We start from the raw sequence: 21,662 nt of genomic DNA, 5'->3' as shown, positions 1-21,662 counted from the left end.
GGGGTAATAGAAACTGAGACAGGAATAGAACAAAATCGGCGTTTGGAATTTTGGAGGACACTAAGGGAAAGGTATTAGAAGGTATGAAAGGCCAAAATTCGATTATGGATTTACAGGATATTCAACAAATAGATAAACTATTTTTAAAGAGAAGAAAGCCAGCACCAAACCATTTCAATAAAAAACTTCTATTGATTATCCATCTCTAAGTAGTTCAGGAATGGCCTATCGCATTCAAAGTTGAGACTGAACTTCTTCTCTATAAATAGCGGGAAGCTGCCCAAACATGGTCTTGAAATGTCTACTGAAGTAACTGTGAGATGGAAATCCGACACGGTATGCGATTTCAGAAATTGGCCGCTGAGTGTCCACCAGCATACGACGGGAGTTCTCTAACCTAACCTCCCTGACAAACTGCATTGGAGTTTTCTCCAAATACTTTTTAAATCGCCTCTCAAGGGCGCTAACAGACAAACTGGCTACCTCTGCTAGCTGTTCGACAGTAATCGGCTGACTGTAATTATTTTTAATATATTCAACAGGCTTTTTCAGCTTATCCATTCTGGAGAGCGTTTTGACCGTTTCATTAAGGTCGCGAGCTACGCCATAGGTACCAATAATTTTTCCAGTGGAATTCTTTAGTGGGCGCTTGGATGTCGTAAACCAAACCAACTCTCCACTTTTCCCTATATTCAACTCCAGTCGATCTGTAATCGTTTCGCCCTCCATCACTCTTTGGTCATCACGCATATAGTTTTTTGCGAGATAAGAGGGGGAAAAATCCATATCAGAGCGGCCCACAACCTGATTAAGGGACCTGCATCCAACATGCTCAATAAACTCTCGGTTACAATGTACTACGTAACCAGAATCATCTTTTACCCAAAAAATAATATCTGATATTAAATCAAAAACCGCAATAATCTGCTGGGTAGACACCATTTCCAATATTGATTCAGACTTCATTATTATTATCTGCAATAGCTGGTAAAGAGCCCCTGTCTTTTTACATCGGCTTGAATTACTGCACAGGTCTAGCAAGCAGAAAAGACACTAAAAAGCGCCTTCTCGGCACTCTCCCCGCACCTCACCCCCATCTGCAGAAATAACCCGTTCAATTTCAAAATAGCCACGCTCACAGAAACCGGTTTCCAACATCTTTTGCTCGAGAGCCCAATCTAAATAACGCTCTACTCGGTCACTTGAACGGCCTCCCAAACCGATTGTATCCCGCTGCATTCGACGTTGAGAACTAGGCTGGTTTGAAACTGGGGGAGGAAGATCCTGCCGATCCTTCTCAAGAGTAAATGTAAAACGCTTAGCTCCGTTTTGAGCAATCTCAGTTACAAACGACTCTTTCATTCCGGGAATCGGCTTGTTACTGGAACAGGCACTGAGAAAAATAGGTAACGCTAGGCCAGCGGCAATAAATAAGCGGGCCTGAAAACTGCTAATATTTTTATTATTCACTCAAAATCCTCTCTAAACACTAACCAGCTTTACTACATCGAGCGCAAAGTTAGTATTGTTTACTGCGTTTCTATTTAAATACCACTGTTTTATTTCCGTGTATAAACACTCGTTCCTGCAAAACTAGTTGCAGCGCTCGAGTCAAAACCAATTTTTCAACATCCCTACCTGCATCCGCCATGGTTTCTGCAGAATAGGCATGATCCACATGTATTACATCCTGTTCAATGATCGGCCCTTCATCCAGATCGTCGGTAACAAAGTGAGCTGTGGCTCCAATAATTTTTACTCCACGCTCGTAGGCCTGCTGATAGGGCTTGGCTCCAATAAATGCGGGCAGGAAAGAATGGTGGATGTTGATAATGCGCCCACTATAGCGAGCAACAAAATCAGGGGTTAGCACGCGCATATACTTGGCCAGCACCAAATAATCTGGATTGTACTCATCCACTAAGGTGGCCACTTGCTGCTCGTGAGCTCCGCGCTCCACCCCCTCAGCAGAAATACAGTGGAAAGGAATATCAAACTTCTGTACCAGCCCCTCCAGATCCGGATGATTGCCGATAACAGCCGCGATCTCCACATCCATAGCGCCGGAATAGCACTTCATCAGGATATCACCCAGGCAGTGGGGCTCGCGGGTAACCATCAGCACCAGGCGTTTCTTCCGCTCTATGGATACCAGGCGACGCTCTGCCCCCTGGGGCAGCGTCATATCCAGATCTTCCAGGAAGGTGGTATCGTTAAAGATACCCTCCAGGGCAGTGCGCATAAAGAAGCGCCCCTCAACCCGGTCCACAAACTCATCATTCTTGATGATGTTCAGCTGGTGCTTGTAGCAAATATTGGTAATCTTTGCGATCAGCCCCTTATCATCGGGGCAGTCGGTCAGCAGTATCTTCTTTTCCATGGTCAAATTTCAGGCCAAATATCCAGAGTCCAGACTATACACTATGCCGACTTTACGATTCAGCGATCCATTCCGGGGAGAACATGGATAAAAACCTTTACGCCGATCATATGGCCACCCTGTGCCGCCGCTACGACGAAATCCTCGAACAGAGCGGGTTTGATACCCTCAACGTATTCAGTGGCGCTCCCAGGGTGCAGTTCCTAGACGATAACTATTACCCGTTTAAGGTGAATCCCCACTTTAAGGCACTGGTTCCCATTACCGACAACCCCCACAGCTGGGTTATCTATCAGCGCGGACAAAAGCCAAAGCTTTTGTTCTACCGCCCAGTAGACTTTTGGCACTATGTACCGCCGGCACCCCAGACCTTCTGGAGCGATTTCTACGATATCGAGCTACTGAGCAAGCCGGCCGATGCCCAAGCGTTCTTGAGCCCGGAGAATGCCGCTTTTATCGGTGAGAGCGACAAGCTGCAAGGCTGGTCACTGGGGGAGGAAAATCCGGAGCTTCTGATCAACCGCTTGCACTGGGCCCGCGCTTATAAAACGCCTTATGAGGTCGCCTGCCTGCGTGAGGCGAACCGTATTGCGGTCAATGGGCACCGCGCCGCCGAACAGGCTTTCCGCAGTGGCGCCAGTGAATTTGAAATCAATCAGGCCTACCTGGGCGCTGCAGGCCAGGGTGAGAACCGTATGCCCTACGGCAATATTGTTGCCCTGAATGAACACGCCGCAATCCTGCATTACACCCACCTGTCTACTGAGCGCCTGCCTGAGCCGCAGCTGAAAAGCTTCCTGATCGATGCGGGTGCTGACTGCAATGGCTACTGCTCTGATATCACTCGCACCTACGCCTATGCCGATAATGAGTTCGCAGAGCTGGTAGCGGGTATGGATGAAAAGCAGTTGCAGCTGGTAGACGGCCTCAAGCCTGGCCTGCCTTACCCGGAACTACATCGCCAGTGCCACTTCAACGTGGGAGAGCTGTTGGCCCAATTTGGCATAATCAAAACCTCTGCCGAGAATGCCGTGGAATCCGGCTTAACTCGCCCCTTCCTGCCACACGGCCTGGGTCACTTCCTCGGCCTCCAGGTACACGATGTCGGCGGTCACCAAACCGGCCCCGATGGAGGCACGACACCCCCACCGGCCGAGTACCCGTTCCTGCGCACCAGCCGAACTATCGAGGAGAACCAGGTATTTACCATCGAACCTGGACTCTACTTTATCGATAGCCTATTGGGAGAGCTAAAAGACTCAGACCTCGCTGCCGAGGTTAACTGGGATAAGGTCGACAGCTTCCGCCCCTACGGCGGCGTGCGTATTGAAGACAATATTGCCGTACACGCAACCGGCAACGAAAATCTTTCTCGCACCCCTTAGTTCATAGACTAAAGCAATATTGTGAGAGTGCTTACAAGTAAGCGCTCTCGCAATACCTTTACCTTACTCAGAAAGTTAAAACATTAAAGAACGCCCTACCGCTCCCGCTTTTCCTCTCGCCGCTTGCGCCCCTGAGCTGCTTGCCCCCTCACCGAAAAAAAGCCAAAGTCCATCACCGGTATTACAACAAGAAAAGGGACAGTTCATGAGAAAAAAACACTGGCAACGCTTATCGCAGCCACAGTTCTAGCCGCAGCCAATAGCGCTTATGCAAAATCAATCGAATATATTTTTTACGATAAAGAGGGCATTGCTGGCTCTGAAGTTATTCATCAGGATGGAACAAAGGTATCTGGTGAATTAAAGCTCGGCTGGAATAACCGTCGCCTAAACCTCAAGGAGAGCTTCACTATCGGTGAGGCGGCAATGCCCGAGCAATTATCCATTGAAGGGATCAGCCCATTTGGTGCTCCAGTCAGCGAAGAATTTTCCCTGGAAAATGGTGTCGCTCGCTGGAAAGGTTCCGATGAACATGGCAGTGCAAAAACTTCCGAAGCCCAATTTTATATTCCCAAGAACAGTACCCTTGCCGTACAGACGCAATTGGTAAAAGCACTGATTGCCGATGCAGATCAAAATATTGATTTACTGCCGCAAGGAAAAGCACGCCTCCATAAGCTTGATAAAGTGACCCTGCAACAAGGCGAGAAAAAGAAAACGGTCCATCTTTACGGCGTAAGCGGCCTGGGCTTTACCCCAGATCTCGCCTGGTACGATGACAATGGGGATTTATTTGCCTCCGACGAAGGGGGATGGTTCGCCATCCTGCGCAAAGGTTGGGATAAATCTCACCTCGAAGAACTGAAAACCCGGCAAGTCGCAGCCGCAGACCAGTACCTGCAAGGTATTGCCAAGAAACATACCCACACATCAACCCAACCGATCCTGATCAGCAACGTCAACCTGGTTGATGTTGAATCTGGCAAACTGCAGAAAAAGCACCATGTTCTGATCAAAGATGGAAAGATCGCAAAAATCAGTAAAAAGCCGATCAAAGCCAACGGGGCAACCACCATTGATGCTCGTAACCATACGCTGATCCCCGGCCTCTGGGATATGCACGCCCACTTATCCCCTACCGATGGTGTTCTGAATATGGCCGCTGGCATTGTCAATGTTCGCGACATCGGTAATACCCATGAAAGTATCATGCGTATTGAAGGGATGTTTGAGTCAGAGCAAATCATAGGCGGCGACCTTTTCCGTGCGGGCTTTATGGACCGGGAAAGCGAAAATGCCATGCGAATGGGCAAGACTGCGGACAGCCTGGAAGAAGCCAAGGATATTGTCGAGTGGTATGCCGATCGCGGCTATCAGCAAATTAAAACTTACAGCTCGATGGAGCCCGAGTGGATCGCTCCCTTAGCCAAGCATATCCACGAAAATGGTATGCGTTTGTCCGGTCATATTCCTGCATTTATGACCGCCGAAGAGGCAGTGGACGCGGGCTTTGATGAAATTCAGCATATCAATATGCTGTTTCTGAATTTTATGGGCAAGATAGATACCCGTAAAAGACTGCGCTTTACAGAAATCGGAGAGCACGCCCACGAGCTGGATCTGGATAGCAAAGAAGTGGCTACTTTCCTGGATAAGCTAGCCAAAAAAGGCACTGTCGTAGACGCAACCACCACCGTATTCAGTTCGATGTTACTGCGCCAGCCGGGCAAAGTAGATCCTGAGTTTGCCGATATTACCGACCACCTTCCAGTCAATATCCAGCGCGCCTTTGTTGGGGCCGAACTGGATGTGAAGCCGGAACACCGGGATGACTACGACCTTTCAGCGGAAGCCCTGCTGGCCATGATGCTCAAACTACACGAGCACAAGGTCACTATGGTCGCGGGCTCCGATGGCATCCCCGGATTTACCCTGTTACGCGAACTCGAACTCTATGCCAAAGCAGGTATTCCCAATATTGATGTACTGCGCACGGCTACACTGGTACCGGCGCAGGTTATGGGGGCCGACGAGTACACTGGCAGTATTGCGGTGGGTAAAAATGCAGACCTGGTTTTACTGGAGGGAAATCCCCTTGAGGATATCACTGCGTTACGTCGCACTGCACTGGTTCTCGAGGGACAAAATATGTATCGCCCGGATGAGCTTTACACTGCCTTGGGTATTAAACCTTTCCACCCTTCAGTGCCATTTGAATTAAATAATACTACTACAGTAGCCACCAAGTCCGAGTAAGTTAAAAAAACAGAAGCGGAAAAAACAGAAAAGAAAAAACCGGCAATCCAAATGATTGCCGGTTTTTTTATTTCTAAATTGGCTAGGCCAGTTCTGTGCGCACAGTGCGCGCAGCCTCTACCATATTCAGTAAGGATGACCCGACCTCAGCCCAGTTACGGGTTTTAAGGCCACAGTCCGGATTTACCCAGAGTCTTTCAACCGGCACCACTTGTGCAATTTTCTTAAGTCGCTCAACCAGCTCCCTCCTTTCCGGCACATTGGGTGAGTGAATATCGTAAATGCCAGGTCCAATTTCATTGGGGTAACCACCGGCCTTGTCGGCAAACGCGCTGAGTAGGCGCAAATCGGAGCGAGCTGATTCAATAGTAATTACATCCGCATCAAGGGAAACAATGGCATCCATAATTGCATTGAAATTGCTGTAACACATATGAGTGTGGATCTGGGTTTCCGCTTTTACTTCGCTACAGGTGTAGCGGAAACACCCTACCGCCCAGGCAAAATAATCCTGGTGCTCAGACTCTCGAAGGGGAACTCCCTCACGCAAAGCCGGTTCATCAATCTGGATAATCCCGATACCGGCCGCCTCAAGATCCAGCACCTCCTCCCGCAATGCCTTGGCAATTTGCAGACAGCTCTCACTGCAGTGGATGTCCTCCCTCGGGAAGGACCAGTTGAGAATTGTGACCGGGCCGGTGAGCATACCTTTTACCGGCTTATTAGTTAGGCTCTGGGCATAGCTACTCCACTCTACTGTCATAGCGTTAGGTCGGGAGATATCACCAAAAATTATCGGGGGTTTCACACAGCGAGAGCCATAACTTTGCACCCAGCCATTACCGGTGTGTACAAAACCATCCAGTTGCTCCCCGAAATATTCCACCATATCGTTGCGCTCAGCCTCACCATGCACCAGTACATCCAGACCGAGTATTTCCTGACGACGGATAGCTTCGGCAATTTCAGCGCCTAGATGTTCTAAATAATCCGCCTCAGAAATCTCGCTATTGCGGTACTTGCGACGCACACCGCGCAAAAGATCCGTCTGTGGGAATGAGCCTATTGTGGTGGTGGGCAGCAGTGGTAATTTCCAACGCTTGGCCTGTACTAAAGAGCGATCCTGAAAGCACTGTTGACGCCAAGTATCCCGTAATTGATCAACAATGGAGCCCTCGGCTACACCACTCTCTCCGCCTGAGACAGGGATCTCTGTGTCCTCATTGAGCAGCTGCTGTAATTGAGCCAACTCCTGAAGTTTCTGGCGGCTGTAAGCGAGCTTCTGTTTTTGCTCACTGGGCAGCTTGACCTCCGTTTCCAGATCCACAGGGCTGTGGAGCAGGGAGCAACTCGCTGATAGCCACAGGCGATCTCCCAACTGCTTCGCCAAAGGCTGCAAAGTGCCCTGCCAGCGGCTGAGGTCTGCTCGCCACACATTGCGCCCATTAATCACACCCGCAGACAGAACCTTGTTCTTTCCTGTCAGCTGGGCCGCAGCTTCAAGTTCTTCAGGTGCGCGTACACAGTCAATATGTACCCCAGGCACCGGGAGGGAAAATACCAGCTCCAAATTCTCGCGCAAAGGTGAGAAATAGGTAGCCAGCAGTGTATTCACCCCCAGGGCTACTGCCGCAATCTGCTGGTAGGTGCTATCAAAAGCCCCACGCCATTCATCCGGCAGATCCAGGCCTAGTATGGGTTCATCCAACTGCACCCATTCAACTCCGAGGTCAGCGAGCTGAGACAGCAACTCGGCATAGCAAGGCAGGAGTTTTGGCACTAAATCCAGAGGGCTATCCACACCTCGCCCCAGCCATAAGTAAGTGAGTGGTCCAATAACCACCGGCTTGGCTTTGTAGCCCAGGGATTGGGCTTCCCGTACCTCGTCAAGTAACCACTCACTATCAAGGGAGAACATCTGATCATTGGAGAACTCAGGCACCAGATAGTGATAATTGGTATCAAACCACTTGGTCATGGCACTGGCCGCTACCGGCTGTCCCGATGGAGCGCGACCACGGGCCAAGCGGAAGTACTGGTCCAGCTTGTTGTCTGCCGCTCCCTCTGCAAAACGCTGACCGACCACACCAAACATCAGGGAGTGATTCAGAACCTGGTCGTACCAGGCGAAATCCCCCACAGCTACACGGCTCAAACCGGCCTCACTTTGGGCCTGCCAGTTACCACGGCGTACCCCTGCGCCCACTTGCAGCAACTGCTGCTGGGGCATATCACCGCGCCAATAGGCTTCTTGCGCTTTCTTTAGTTCGCGATTGGCTCCGATACGCGGATAGCCGAGGATATGTGTTTGCACCATGGCCGCCTTCCCAAGCTGTTTCCTGTGAGGGGAACAAAGTTGCCCCATTGAAAAATACCCCGCAGCTGCGATCTCGGTAACGGTCGCATTAGCGAGAGTCCTGACTTGATTGTGTGCGCACAGTACTGTTCAATCAATTTCATATTTTTTGCAAATAACATGAATAATTTTAATGATGATTGAATTGCGCCATTTGCGTGCGCTGAGTGTTTTGCGTGAGACAGGCAGCTTGGTACGCGCAGCAGAGCGCCTTCACTTGACCCAGTCGGCTCTTTCGCACTTATTTCGCGAAATGGAGGACCGGCTCGGCCAAGAACTGTTTATACGTAAATCCCGGCCTCTGCGATTTACCAGTGCCGGTCTGAGACTGCTGCAGTTGGGCGACGACATACTGCCCCAGGTAGCTATAGCACAACGGGACCTGTCCCGGCTGGCATCTGGGCAAGCGGGCAGGCTCAATATCGCTATCGAGTGCCACAGCTGCTACCAGTGGCTGATGCCCGCACTGAATACCTATCGAGACGGCTGGCCAGAAGTGGAACTGGACCTGTGCAGCGGCTTCCACTTCGCTCCCCTGCCCGCACTGGTGCGCGGCGATCTGGACCTGGTTGTCACTTCCAACCCGGACTCGGGTCTCAAAGGCCTGCACTACGAGCCACTATTCAGCTTTGAAATGTGCCTTGCCATAAGCCGCAAACACCCACTGGCGCAGGAGAGCAAGCGACGCTGGGTAGAACCGCAGGAGTTAGCTGGTGAAGTCCAGATTACCTACCCGGTTGAACGAGAGCGGCTGGATATCTTCCAGCACTTCCTCGACCCCGCTGGAATTGAACCTGCAGAAGTTCGAACCGCAGAACTGACCGTGATGATGGTTCAGTTAGTAGCCAGCGGCCGAGGGGTTTGCGCCCTCCCCACTTGGGCTCTGCACGAGTACCTGCAAAAGGGGTTTGTTTCCCAACTCCAGCTGGGTAAAGAGGGCCTTTGGAGCACTCTCTATGCGGCAGTGCGGGAAGATATGCTCGAGCAACCTTATCTCACAGACTTCCTCAAAACCGCACGGGATACCAGCTTTGCCAATCTGCAAGGTGTGAGAGCGGCCAAAACCAGCCCCAGTGTGGCAGAACCTGCCTAACCACTTACAAAAGTTAACTGGGCGGCTTAAGCCTTTGCGGAAATAATGACTTATTCAACCTCAGCACAATTATCAAACAAACTGAATATTTTCAGATCAAACAAATCAATGGTTTGGTCTGGCCGGAGAGGCCGGTAAAATTACACAAATAACGATGGAGCCTCTGAATAACTCCGTGATACCTCTGGCTTACAGAGCGGTTCACACTCAAGACGCGGCTTCGCAGGAATGTCCAGACCTTGCAAGAAGTCGCAACGCAGAGTGTGAATCGCTCTGCAAGCCCCGAAGGGCGGGTCTTGAAGGCCGCATCTGCTGCATGGCAGCGTCCGCAAAGGACTGTGACCATTCGCACTGAGCTGCGTCTAACACCTGCGGCCTTCAAGACCCGCAGAGGCATTACGGAGTTATTCAGAGGCTCCTTATATACGGCATTGGCCTGTACCCGGCCAAATGCCTGGACTTTGTAGGAGACCCTCTATGTCAAACCCGGTTGAACGTTGGAACTCAGTGAGTAAAGGACTGCACTGGCTTTTTGTAATCCTGCTGCTCTCTGTGTGGGGAGCGGTTGAACTGCATGAGTTTTACGAGCGCGGCGACCCCATGCGCGGCTGGTTTATGCAGCTGCACTTCTCCCTGGGAGTCGGTGTCCTGATGCTTCTGGCCCTTCGCCTCTACTGGCGTGCACGTCACAAGCGCCCACAGATTGAAGGCAAGAAGTGGCAGAAGGCGCTGTCCAGCCTGACCCATGGTGGACTCTACCTGTTGATTCTGGCTATGCCGGTATCAGGCATCGTGATGCGCCAACTGTTTGGGCGCGATACCGAGTTTTTTGGCCTGTTTGCCGTTCCCAACCTGTTCGCCAAAAACCCGGATCTGGGCAAGCAAATAGCTTTCCTGCACAAAGATGTAATGTGGCCCGCCCTGCTCGTACTGGTTGGACTGCATATCGCCGCCGCCCTGTGGCACCACTTTATTGCCCGCGATAACACACTCACCCGTATGCTGCCACAGCGCTAATTCAAGTCAGGGAAGAAATAGAAGAAAGGAAACTGAATGGGAGAGCGCAGGCCTGCGCTCTCCCGGAATAAACCTGCTAAACAGGTACGACTTACTCGTCGTTATTGCCGCGCTTGGCTTTGGGCTTACCTTTGGGCTTGAACTTAGGCTTACCCTTGGGCTTCCCTTTCGATTTCACCGCCGCTTCATCGAAGCGGGTGATTTTCATCGGTTTACCGGAAACACGCACCTTCTTCAGGTGTTGGAACACTTCTTTCGGCATTCCCTGGGGCAGATCTACCGTGGTGAAATCGTTGTAGATTTCGATACGGCCGATATAGGAGCTGTCCAGATCCACCTCATTGGCAATAGCGCCAACAATGCTGCCGGGGCGCACGCCCTGCTCGCGGCCGATCTCGATACGGAAGCGCTCCAGCCCCTCATCGGGCGGCGGCAGCTTGCGATCTTTCTCGAAGCTTTCCTTCTTGCGGCGGCGGCCACCGTCAAAGTCATCATCGCGCTCGCGACGCTCTTTGCGCGGCCTCTGCTCTTTCTCTTGAATCAGCAGGGGCTGATCACCTTGGGCCATTGCAGCCAACGCGGCAGCAACATCCAGAGGGTCAACTTCATTCTGCGCCAGGAATTCCTCAACCAGCTGGCGATAGGGCGCCAGATCAGTTTGGCCTTCCAGGGTCGCGGTGATGCGCTCGCGGAAGCGCTGCATACGGGCACTGTTAACCGCATCTGCGCTGGGCAAATCGAGTTTTTCGATCGGCTTCTTGGTCGCTTTCTCGATGACTCGCAACATACGGCGCTCGCGGGGCGCCACAAACAGGATCGCATCGCCTTCGCGACCGGCGCGGCCGGTACGACCGATACGGTGAATATAAGCTTCGGTATCGTAGGGGATATCGTAGTTAATCACGTGACTGATACGCTTTACGTCCAGCCCACGAGCCGCAACATCGGTGGCTACAACAATATCGAGCTTGCCATTTTTCAGCTTGTCGATCACGGCTTCACGCAGGTTCTGCGCCATATCACCGTTCAGGGCGGCACTGGCGAACCCTCTGGCGGCCAGCTTATCTGCCAGTTCCACGGTGCTGTTTTTGGTGCGCACGAAGATAATCGTGGCGTCCACCGGCTCCGCTTCAAGAATACGGGTCAGTGCATCCAGTTTGTGCAGGCCGCCAACCGGCCAGTAGCGCTGGCGAATAGTTTCCGCAGTCTCGGTCTTAACACGGATTTTTACTTCAACCGGCTCATCCAGATGCTCGCGGGCGATGCGGGCAATCTCTTTTGGCATAGTGGCGGAAAACAGCGCAATTTGGCGCTCTTCAGGAATTTGCTCCAGTACCCACTGCACATCATCGATAAAGCCCATGCGCAGCATTTCATCCGCCTCATCCAGCACCAGGGTGCGCAGATTGGACAGATCCAGGGAACCGCGACGCATATGGTCCATCACCCGCCCGGGAGTACCTACCACCAGCTGAACGCCACGCTTCAACTGCTGTATCTGGCCGCGGTAGTCAGCGCCACCGTAGATAGGCGCAACGTGGAAACCTTTCAACTTGGATGCGTAAGACTGGCAGGCTTCAGCCACCTGAATAGCCAGTTCGCGGGTCGGTGCCAGCACCAGTGCCTGAGGGCGACGATCCTTCAGGTCCAGCTGGGAGAGTAGCGGCAGCGCAAAGGCTGCGGTCTTGCCAGTGCCGGTCTGGGCCTGGCCTAGCACATCCCGCCCCTCCAGCAGGGACGGAATAGTTTGTGCCTGAATCGGGGAGGGAGTCTCATAGCCGAGCTTTTCGATGGCGCTGAGAATTTCAGACGGCAGACCCAACTGGTCGAAGCCGGCCGCTTTAGGGGTATCGGTCATTTCGGAATTCACTTGAAGCCAAAGTCCCTATCGCGGGACCGGAGCGGTGGGTAAAAGGCCGCGCAGTCTAACAGGTTAGACGATCCAGATCAGCCTGTTTTTTAGGCAAGTTGATTAGCATGTATCTCCGCCGACAGATAGGATATCAATATTGGGTAGATAAAAAGAAAAGCGTCATTGATCTAGAGGGAAAAAGAGTACAGCGCTCCTTAGACCATATCCACCTCAGTTTCAGGCTGCCGCCTTAGCTCCGTTGCACGGGACTCCGTCAAGCGCCTGCAAACTCCATCGATTGTAGCGGCAATATGGCGGGAGAAGCTGCCATCCACTTGGGTCTTATCATAAAGATAGGCCCGAAATCGCTGGAAGAACTCCGTGTCTACCGGGTCGGGTTGACTCCAAAAGCTGGAGAGCCCCCTTGATGAGTCAGCCCCGGTAAGTCATACAGTGATCTTCCAAGTACTTGAGTTGGCACCTCGTGGAAGAGTGCAGATATGCCCACTGTACTGTTGATTGTTACAACCCCTAGGGTGTGATCGAGCAAAGTCGGCAGGTGCAGGTCATGACAGTAGATAACCCTGCCGGTAATCTGGTAGCGAGTTTCCAGTTCCTGTATCAGCTTTTGATAGTGACAAAACCCACGATCCATAGGGTGGTGCTTTATTACCATCATCGAACCCTGTGGCGCATTTTGTGCAAACGACTGCAACACTACCTCTATCGCATTTTCGATAGAAACCAGATCAGAGTGCTTTCGCAGTTGAAAATCATCGCGGGTTTGAAGTGGAAAAAGAAAGTACCGGCCGCTGAGCTCACCCGTCAAACGGGCCGTAAGTCCGCGCTCCATCAGTTTATACAGGCCTTTTCGATAGAAACTCTTGATCCAGCAAACGCCTTCACCTAGCCAACTGAGACTTCGGTGGTGCCGATAGTGGGGAAATTCCAATTGAGAAACCCGCATCGCAAGATAATAGGCCATTGCAAAACGCGCTCGCCTAAAAAAAGTTTGCCCAACAGATTTTACCGGCTTTCGCTCCCTGGCTCGATAACTATTAATTGCTTCTCGAGACCAGTCCGTACGCGAATGAGCGTTAACCCCGCCAAATTCAAGAGTGATAAAATCCGGGCGCAAATATCCCTCTTCAAATACACCAAAAGCGATACCCTTGGACTCGCAGATGGATTTTGCAATGGTATGCAGGCGGCGGCAGTCCCCATAGCAAAAAACAGTATCTACATTATTTTTAGATAGATAATCTGAGAAGAAGGCACTCCAATCACTTTCCTCCCCGGTGAAATCCACCTGAAAATCAGCCCAAGCGAAGTAGCGATCCCCGCCATTAAAGTTGATCTTATGAGTAATGACTCCGCTCTGTGACAAGCGCCTTGCCACTTGGGCAAAGAATGGGCCATGAGGTCCTTGTAAAAATACTGCCACAGACATGTATTGGCTTTTCCTTGAGCTAAGGTCACTGGATACGTTGAAACGAGGCGATGAATAAAAAAGAAATGACTGTGAAATTAAGCAAACTTCACAGTTATTATATTGAACTGCTTTTTACATCTATGCGAACCATCTAACAACATAGAACTTGGATATTAGAGCTGCTACGAGAAGGGCAGAAACTTTTGTAAATTTGGCATCAAAAATTGCCCTCTGTGGTTTCTTACTTCAAGGGTCTTCCCATCAATCAAAATGTATAGTCTAAAAATGCCAACACACAATTTGTATTTGGTACAAACCATAAAGTCAATTTATATAGAAGCACAACCACTCCGCCCACCAGGACGCTTGGCATATAGCGACACGCAACTAGAGGCCAATCCTGTAACAATCCGAATAAATTCCAACTCCATTTAATACCACATCTTATACCAGGAAAAAAAGATGTCAGTACAACTGGTACTATAATCACCAAAGTGTAATCGGGCGTAATAGACTAAGATTGGCTTGCGGTCAGAAAACCTTGACAACCAGTTCCCGAACAATTAGCGCAGAAGGGGGAAATATAAAAGTTAGCAAAATAGAAGTTTGAAACTATATTCCCTGAGGTCTAAAAATTTAAACTAATGCATCAAAAGAAATTGAATAGATAGCCATATACTGAATTACGGGTACAATTTTCAATATCTCATAAATATTCTTCGGTACAAGGAGAAGAGTTTAAAAACTACTCCTTTTTTAATTCCCAAAGAGCGCGCCTTCCCAAGTAGTTCAATGGTAGTTTCTGCGTTGACAAATTCAGCCGTTTTGGGATCTACATAGACTGGGTATAACAGCAAAGTAGCGGCAATCATCTGGTTTAAAGTTAAATTGCGCTGCCTTCTCGATAAAAAATTCCTTAACTCACCTGTGGGGATTTCTCTATTTTCAACAAGCGTATCCCTTGTGAGCCCCCAGCCAGCATAAAAGGGTAACCCATAAGTTACCACTTGCTTGCCTCTCAGTAGTGCCTCAAAACCACTCAGGGAGCTCATAGTGTGAATTTCATCAGCGACTTTAATAGCAGAAACTATATCACCCTGTTCAAGCAATGTGTCATAAAGGGAATCAGAACTCCCCTGCAAAGTACCTAGGCGAGCACCACAAACTACGTCAGGGTGAGGTTTATAAATAATATGAGCATCGGGGTTATTGAGCCTGACGCGTTCAAGAAGCGCCAAGTTACTTTTTATTACTGGGGAGCCATTAGCTATCGAGGCATCGCTTTCTACCTGCCCGGGAACTAAAATAATTTTTTTACCAGAGGAGAAATCAAAATCAACTGTAGGTTGATCTTCTACAACGTTGTATTTGCTAATCCCTTTATCGATCAATTTATCTCGTAACTTTCTAGCTCTATCTAGAAGAGGACCAGGAAAACTACAGGTATTTAACAGCACCTCTAAATCGCTGGGCTGCCTGGCGTCGAAGTAAATACCACATCTATCTAGAACCAGTGAATTCGGAACGACTAGATCAGCCCCCAAACCAACAGAACGCAAGAAACCGTCTTCAACCCTCCAGACATTTAAATCAGATTTCTTAGCCTCATCAAGCAAACCATCTGTAATCCGACTTGCCCATACCAGAATATTGGTTCCTGCCCTTGCATCTGGTACCTTTGCAGAAGAAAATTTAATCCTTCCCTTTCCACCGATAAAACCTGGAAGAAAACTCCTTTTCCAGTGAGAAAATCCTACTCCAACCCAGTCGCCATCGAAGCGTCTCCATTGCCTGCGTTGCTCAGCAATTAATGCCACAGTGTCCTCAAAGTTACACCGATTGCCAGTATACGGATTAATATATCGGGAGTATTTTAGGTACGCAGCACAAAAAACCTGAAGCAACGTTCGCTTCACACCACGGCGATTACACTTTTGCCTATCTCGAGATAAACCCCACCCCGCATAAAAAGGCATTCCAAAGCAGTGGACCTCCTTACCGGCGACCAGCGCCTCAAAACCCAGCTGGCTGCTGACCACATAAACCTTTTCAACTCGATCCAGGATTGACCATGGGGAGATATCCTCAGAGATAATCCTACAACCCCTCAGTTCAGCCAGTTCCTTTAGATAGCCACGCTTTTTCCCTGCGATAACATCAGGGTGAATCTTTACAAGAATTTCAGCATCAGGATTTTCATTAATTGCGGACTCAAGCATTTGAGAGAAATGCTGCTTAGAAGCCAACCCACCTTTAACGGAGATATCTCCAAGTGTTTGATCGACCACTAAAATGGTCTTTTGCTCAGGCAAAATTTCCAGTGATATATCAGTCGATTGGTTATATTTCGACAGTCGACTCTCTCGTATAAGTTTTAAGCCTTTTTCTGCACGAACAAGTTCATCCGGCGAGAAATCAGCCTCACTGATTAATATTTCCAGGTCACTTGGCCGGGAGGCGTCGTAATAAATACCTGTCGAGTCAACAACCAAACTATGCGGTTCAGCGCCATTTACGCCAAGGCCGAGTGAACGTAAAAACCCATCTTCTATAGCGATATAAGGCAAACTCAAATGAGTGGCAAGGCGCTGTGCTTTAAGGGCGCTTTTTTTAACCCCCAGCCCGCCATCATGGAAATTGATCTACCCGGCTTGAGAGCTACATAGCGACACTCAGCTTCCAGGAAGTTATCAAGGTTAGATAAACGCCGAAGCCCGAGTGAGCAGTGTCCAATTACAGGCATTTCCTTGCCTCAAGTGAAAGTGCATCCCGAAGGCTATGATCGTTGGCAAGATCCAAGATTCCCTCGACCCAAGCTGAAGGTTCCATTGGTAACAACAGACCATTTTCCCCATGCCGCACTACGGAACCGTATATGTCCCCTTGAGCAAAGATACCTGCGGCACCAGCCTGGGTAATGTCAAAAAACTTTGTATGCGACCTGGCGCGATTAAACGGCAAATCGAGCAAAGGTGCCAAACCAATTGATCGCCCTCGCCCTCGAAGCATCGACACGTAGGTAGGCCACTTCATCGGGTGCAGTATCTGCACCCGTGGCATTCCTCGAAAGAGCCGATTGACACGCTGATCTCCAATTATCTCAAAATTGAGAATTGGACTGCGGCTGAGGACTTCCTCGATCACCGGCCGCAGCCACTGAACATCCTCAAGGTGAGACGCAGAGCCATGGTAAAACACAGTCAAAGGCTGCTCCTGCTCACAACTCAAGGGAGCAGGCTGCAGTAACTCTGGAGACCAACTTTGATACTTTTCCGCAAGGTAGGGGGTCGATACCAATAGTTGCGCGCCGACAGATTTCAGCCAACTCTGCTTAGACCAGCTAAGCCGTAATATTTTTGCTTGATATCGAAGTGGCATACTGGAAAACGCATACCAATCAAATAAATCATCATCGATAAATAGGTAGATCCTCTGAAACTGACCTCTGTTTTTATCTATAAATAACTTCCATTCTCGAGGAATATAACGAACAAAGACTAAGGATTTTTCATTAATATCCTGTTCAAATGGAGAGCTGGACCAAGTTATACACCGGAAATTGATTCCCCTGTCATACAAATATGGCCGGATAAAATAGTCTGTTGACGGGTTCGCACCTTCTTCAATGACTATACAGCTTTCTGTGGGACTCGAGTCAAGTGCCAAACTACTACCCTTCTAGCGGAAACACGATTGGAATCAAAATCAAAACTGTTATCGAGTAAGCAATAGTCAGGGGTAACCCAGCTCTGAGGAAGTCGCGTAAATGATATCCTCCCAAGTTTTGCACAATCAGGTTGGTCTGATAGCCAAATGGGGTGAGAAAGCTGGCACTCGCTCCATAGGCTACGGCCATTACAAAGGGCATCCAGCTAACCCCAAAGCTCTCAGCCAAACTCCATGCGAGGGGGAAAGCCAATGCAGCTGCGGCGTTGTTGGTCATCAATTCTGTCAGCGCCAATGTCAACAAGAAGACGCCTACCAACCCAGCTAATGGCCCCCAGTCCGCTAGTAAACTACGCAGCCCTAGCGCCAGTGAATCTGCCAAACCACTACCCGCGAAAGCCTCAGCCAAAATCAGGGCACTAGTGATAATCAACCATATCTGAAATGGGAAGCGCCGCTGTAACTCAGTAGTAGATATAATTCCCAGGCCAATCATTCCACCAAGGAGAACGATAAGCCCTTTTAGCAGCGAGAAGATACCCAGTGCCGCACCAGCTACAACGGCAGCAAAACCCAACGCCAAAAGCCAGTTATTACGTCGAGAGAGGTCGCGCCGAACCTCTGTGCCGCTGATCACATAGAAATTCTTATCAATATTCAGATGATGACGAAAATCCGGACCCACCGCCAACAGCAGGGCATCCCCAGCACGAAGCTCAATCTCCCCGAGCTTGCCAGACAATCGCTCACCGCCACGGCGCATAGCAACCACTGCCGCATCGAAGCGAGTACGAAAATTACACCCTTTTAAGGTCTGGCCAAGAATACTGGAACTGGGCGTAATCACTACTTCTGTAAGATTCAGGTCCAGATCCTCATCTTCCAGCGCAAATAAGCGCAGCCCTTCAATATCCTGCAAGCGACCAAGATCACGTACATCGCCACTAAAAATTAACTTGTCCCCGCAACGGATAACTTCAGAGGGGCCGACAGGGCTAATAACCTGATTTCTGCGAACAATTTCAATTAAGTAAAAGGTCTCAAGTTGGCGTAGACGGTTTTGCTCAACACTCTTCCCATCCAATGGAGAGTTAGCCACCACTTCAGCCTCCAGCAGATACTCAGTGACAGGCTCCTCCGTTACTCCCCCTTCAGGGAGAAGACGATTGCACAAAAGCAATACCACCAAGCCCACTAAAGCTGCGGCCAAGCCCACCGGCACAAAGGCGAAAAAGTCCAAACTGGGAAGGCCGCGATCGAGTACAAAGCTGTTAACGATCAAGTTCGTAGAAGTACCAATAAGCGTCAGAGTACCACCGAGAATTGCCGCATAGGATAACGGGATCAGCAACTTGGCCGCAGGCAAGCGCCGCTGCCCTTTCACACTTGAAGATAGGGCCGCCACCACTGCCGTATTGTTAAGAAATGCGGAGCTTAAGGCGGTAGCCGTTGTAAGTCTCAATAAACTGGCTTTTAAAGACCCCTTGATCAGGCCCTCTGAGATAGAACGCAACCAGCGCGCCTTCTCCAGTCCCACCGACACGAGCATCAATACAACTAAGGTGGCTAAACCGGGGTTGGCTCCTTTCTGTAACGCCGATTCCGCCGGAACCAAACCAGTAAGAAAACAGGCACCAGCCGCCGCGGCAAACACCAGGGACGGTCGGAAGTGAGTGAAAATTAAACATCCGATAACCAGGGCGAAGATACCGGAAACAAATATTTGGGGGAAAGTCATAAGGTCGAAAGGTCGCTCTGGTTACCAATACTATTGTTCGTCTTTATATACACACCTGTGGTGAAATCAAATTATGCCAAATCTTGGGTGAGTATACCCCTAGTGTAAACACCCCCCATCACGCCCTGAGTTGGAGATTTTTACCCCCCTTACACGATACTCACTGTTTGAACGAAACTCGATCCGGAAACTCGCCATAACATAGGCTCTTAACAACATTGAGATACCTCACACTCGACTAAGCCAAGGAAAAATCTTCATGAGCCAGAGTCAGATTCGGGTTATAAGCTGGGTCAGTGTCTAGTAAATCCCCCCAGCGAGTGCGCATATACTCCGCCTCACGCTGTGCCCGTTGGCGTTTACTGAAGGTATTATCAGCACCCCGTGATACCGACTCATGGTGATACAGCTCTGCGTATGGGGTCCATAAGTTGCGATAACCTGCTTCACGTACTTTTAAACACAGATCAACATCATTAAACGCAACAGCCAGGTTCTCCGCATCCAGGCCAGCTACTTCCTCAAATACTAATTTGCGTATCAATAAGCATGCCGCAGTTACAGCGGAAAGATTCTGTACCAGATGCAGGCGCGAAAAGTATCCATATTCATGGCGGCTGAAGTACTTATGGGAGTGACCAGCAACACCACCAATCCCCAAAATCACCCCACCGTGCTGGATGGTATCATTTGGGTAGTAGAGCTTCGCCCCTACACAACCGATTTCAGGCCTCCGAACCTGGCCGACCATCTCCGTTAGCCATTCATCACTAATTGGCTCAATATCATTATTAATCAGTCCGATGATCTCGCCCTTGGCAAGACTGACTCCAAAATTATTAATTGCAGAGTAGTTAAAGGGGTGATCCCAGCGATGTACTGAGACTCGAGAATCAGTAGCCTTCATTTCATTCAGAAAGCGCAATGTTCCTTCACAACGACTCTGATTGTCTAAAATCAGTAATTCAAAATTGGGATAACATGTTCGGGCAAGGATAGCCTCCACGCAGGGCTTCAGTATATCCAAGCCATCGCGGGTTGGAATGAGCAAGCTTACCAAAGGGGGGGTCAGAAATATCCCATCGCACCCGATAGCTATTAGGGGCTATGCCAGGCAGAGCTCTGGCTTTCAGGCCCTCACTTTCCAGGTAGTCACTCACAGCCCTAAGACCCGCAGAAGCCGCATAACCTTTTGCACAACTCTCTTGTGCTGTCGAGCCACTAATAGCCCGCCAGTGATAGAGCACTTCAGGAATATGGGCTACGTTTTCCTGATTCAAATAGGGCATACAGCGCAGTAACAAATCGTGGTCCTGACTTCCCTCAAGGCCAGCACGAAATCTTCCTATACGCTCAACCAGCGCACGGTGCAATACCGTTAAATGGCAAATATAATTTTGTGATAGCAGAAGATCTGGATTCCAGCCTGGCTTGAAGTGAGGATCAAAGCGCACGCCCTGTTCATCAATTTTATCTTCATCGCTATACAATAATAGTAACTGCGGATTATCTACAATTGACTGAGCAACCCGCTGTAGCGCAAAGGGAGCCAAGGTGTCATCATGATCTAATAGCGCAACATATTCACCACCAGCCAACGACAAGGCACTATTACTTGCAGCCGAAATATGTCCATTTTCTGTTCGAAATACTACTTTGATACGCTGGTCCAGCTTTTGATATTTCTCTAAGCAAGACTTAACCTGAGCCTGGCGAGAAGAATCATCAGCAATACACAACTCCCAATGACTATAACTTTGTGCCAAAACTGAATCGATACATGAGCTTAACAGTTCAATATCAGTGTTATAGGTTGGAAGAATAATAGAAATTAAAGGTCTACCAGAGCCTTTAGCTAAATCCGGTGAGTCCGGATAAGAAGCAACTCTTTTTGCCTCTACAGTTCTAATCCATTCAGAATAATCACTGGTTTGCTTCCGTTTAACAAAAGTTCTTGCATAGTGCTGTAAAGCCAAATTTCGCCAGTTACAACCTGAATCACGGGCCTCTTCACGAATAACTTGTAAAACCTTTGCCTTTCCCTGACTACGAAATTTAAAGTGCATATTGGCCAAGCGCTGCGCCAGCCGATCATAGGCAAACCGGGGGAGAAGCTTCACAAACTGGAAGTGTTGTACACTAAATAGGCCTTCGGATTCCATAGGGTCGAAGCGCAAAGCTCTAGGGCGCTGCTGAAGATAAATTAGACGCTTACTAACACGACCCGATTTAATTGGAAGAAATATGCTGTCCGACTCACTGAAGCCATTCCCGTAGTCAAAATAAAGTTTAGAATCTGCAGACGACTGATTGTGCCGCAAATCAAGTTCCACCATATACCAGCCAGGTCCAGGAGATCGTCCCGGTACTTGGAATTGGGGATCCGCTCCAGATGCATGCCATACAAAATCTGTTTCGGTGCAATCAGAGGGCTCAATCGCAAGTCCAGGCTTAAGCCTGGGAGCCAAATTTACATAGAAAAAGGAC

Annotated in this window: 16 protein-coding genes; 5 read left to right on the top strand and 11 right to left on the bottom strand. The window is 49.5% G+C overall.

The window, feature by feature from the left end; genetic code table 11:
* Positions 1-234 precede the first annotated feature (234 nt).
* The 3 genes from QT397_07920 to purU all read right to left on the bottom strand — a co-directional run bounded on the left by QT397_07920 (position 235) and on the right by purU (position 2,380).
* A complete protein-coding gene (locus QT397_07920) occupies positions 235-966 on the bottom strand; it encodes a helix-turn-helix domain-containing protein (protein ID WNZ57258.1) in 732 nt (243 codons plus the stop codon).
* Positions 967-1,053: 87 nt separating this feature from the next.
* Positions 1,054-1,470, bottom strand: a complete 417-nt coding sequence (locus QT397_07915; GenBank protein WNZ57257.1) for a hypothetical protein — start codon at positions 1,468-1,470, stop codon at positions 1,054-1,056.
* A 70-nt stretch (positions 1,471-1,540) separates the two neighbouring features.
* Positions 1,541-2,380 carry a formyltetrahydrofolate deformylase gene (gene purU / locus QT397_07910; GenBank protein WNZ57256.1) on the bottom strand — a complete coding sequence of 280 codons (840 nt, stop codon included), beginning with the start codon at positions 2,378-2,380 and terminating at the stop codon, positions 1,541-1,543.
* 83 nt (positions 2,381-2,463) lie between these two features.
* Here purU and pepQ point away from each other — a divergent pair, with 83 nt between their 5' ends.
* Positions 2,464-3,765 carry a Xaa-Pro dipeptidase gene (pepQ, locus tag QT397_07905; protein WNZ57255.1) on the top strand — a complete coding sequence of 434 codons (1,302 nt, stop codon included), beginning with the start codon at positions 2,464-2,466 and terminating at the stop codon, positions 3,763-3,765.
* A 426-nt stretch (positions 3,766-4,191) separates the two neighbouring features.
* The gene (locus QT397_07900; GenBank protein WNZ57254.1) at positions 4,192-6,021 is read left to right on the top strand and encodes an amidohydrolase family protein; all 1,830 of its coding nucleotides are present in this window, start codon (positions 4,192-4,194) and stop codon (positions 6,019-6,021) included.
* 82 nt (positions 6,022-6,103) lie between these two features.
* On the opposite strand, the gene metE is transcribed toward QT397_07900, so the two are convergent.
* Positions 6,104-8,338 (bottom strand): 5-methyltetrahydropteroyltriglutamate--homocysteine S-methyltransferase, encoded by a 2,235-nt coding sequence (gene metE, locus QT397_07895; GenBank protein WNZ57253.1) that lies wholly within the window; start codon positions 8,336-8,338, stop codon positions 6,104-6,106.
* 172 nt (positions 8,339-8,510) lie between these two features.
* Between metE and QT397_07890 the strand changes: the two genes are divergently transcribed.
* The 3 genes from QT397_07890 to QT397_07880 all read left to right on the top strand — a co-directional run bounded on the left by QT397_07890 (position 8,511) and on the right by QT397_07880 (position 10,487).
* Positions 8,511-9,470, top strand: coding sequence for a LysR family transcriptional regulator (locus QT397_07890; GenBank protein WNZ57252.1), 960 nt, complete (start codon positions 8,511-8,513; stop codon positions 9,468-9,470).
* Between the two features lie 239 nt (positions 9,471-9,709).
* A complete protein-coding gene (locus QT397_07885) occupies positions 9,710-9,937 on the top strand; it encodes a hypothetical protein (GenBank protein WNZ57251.1) in 228 nt (75 codons plus the stop codon).
* A 10-nt stretch (positions 9,938-9,947) separates the two neighbouring features.
* Positions 9,948-10,487 (top strand): cytochrome b, encoded by a 540-nt coding sequence (locus QT397_07880; GenBank protein WNZ57250.1) that lies wholly within the window; start codon positions 9,948-9,950, stop codon positions 10,485-10,487.
* A 91-nt stretch (positions 10,488-10,578) separates the two neighbouring features.
* Here the strand turns inward: QT397_07880 and QT397_07875 are convergent, their stop codons facing one another.
* From QT397_07875 to QT397_07845, 7 genes are all read right to left on the bottom strand, one after another.
* The gene (locus QT397_07875) at positions 10,579-12,345 is read right to left on the bottom strand and encodes a DEAD/DEAH box helicase (protein ID WNZ57249.1); all 1,767 of its coding nucleotides are present in this window, start codon (positions 12,343-12,345) and stop codon (positions 10,579-10,581) included.
* A gap of 379 nt (positions 12,346-12,724) precedes the next feature.
* Positions 12,725-13,789: a capsular biosynthesis protein gene (locus tag QT397_07870; protein WNZ57248.1), complete on the bottom strand. Its 1,065-nt coding sequence runs from the start codon at positions 13,787-13,789 to the stop codon at positions 12,725-12,727.
* A gap of 680 nt (positions 13,790-14,469) precedes the next feature.
* Entirely contained in the window at positions 14,470-16,344 is a 1,875-nt protein-coding gene (locus QT397_07865; protein WNZ57247.1) for a capsular polysaccharide biosynthesis protein, read from the bottom strand.
* A gap of 160 nt (positions 16,345-16,504) precedes the next feature.
* Positions 16,505-16,975, bottom strand: a complete 471-nt coding sequence (locus QT397_07860; GenBank protein ID WNZ57246.1) for a hypothetical protein — start codon at positions 16,973-16,975, stop codon at positions 16,505-16,507.
* A gap of 466 nt (positions 16,976-17,441) precedes the next feature.
* Positions 17,442-19,175, bottom strand: coding sequence for an SLC13 family permease (locus tag QT397_07855; GenBank protein WNZ57245.1), 1,734 nt, complete (start codon positions 19,173-19,175; stop codon positions 17,442-17,444).
* 238 nt (positions 19,176-19,413) lie between these two features.
* Positions 19,414-20,181, bottom strand: a complete 768-nt coding sequence (locus QT397_07850; GenBank protein WNZ57244.1) for a glycosyltransferase — start codon at positions 20,179-20,181, stop codon at positions 19,414-19,416.
* Complete coding sequence (locus QT397_07845) at positions 20,141-21,241, bottom strand: glycosyltransferase (protein WNZ58517.1); 1,101 nt, start codon at positions 21,239-21,241, stop codon at positions 20,141-20,143. Before QT397_07845 ends, QT397_07850 begins: the two co-directional genes overlap by 41 nt.
* Positions 21,242-21,662: the final 421 nt, after the last annotated feature.

Origin of the sequence: Microbulbifer sp. MKSA007 (genome assembly GCA_032615215.1) — a bacterium.
Lineage (GTDB): Bacteria > Pseudomonadota > Gammaproteobacteria > Pseudomonadales > Cellvibrionaceae > Microbulbifer.
Note: the sequence above shows the minus strand (reverse complement) of the source record. Positions and strands in the feature narration are given on the sequence as shown.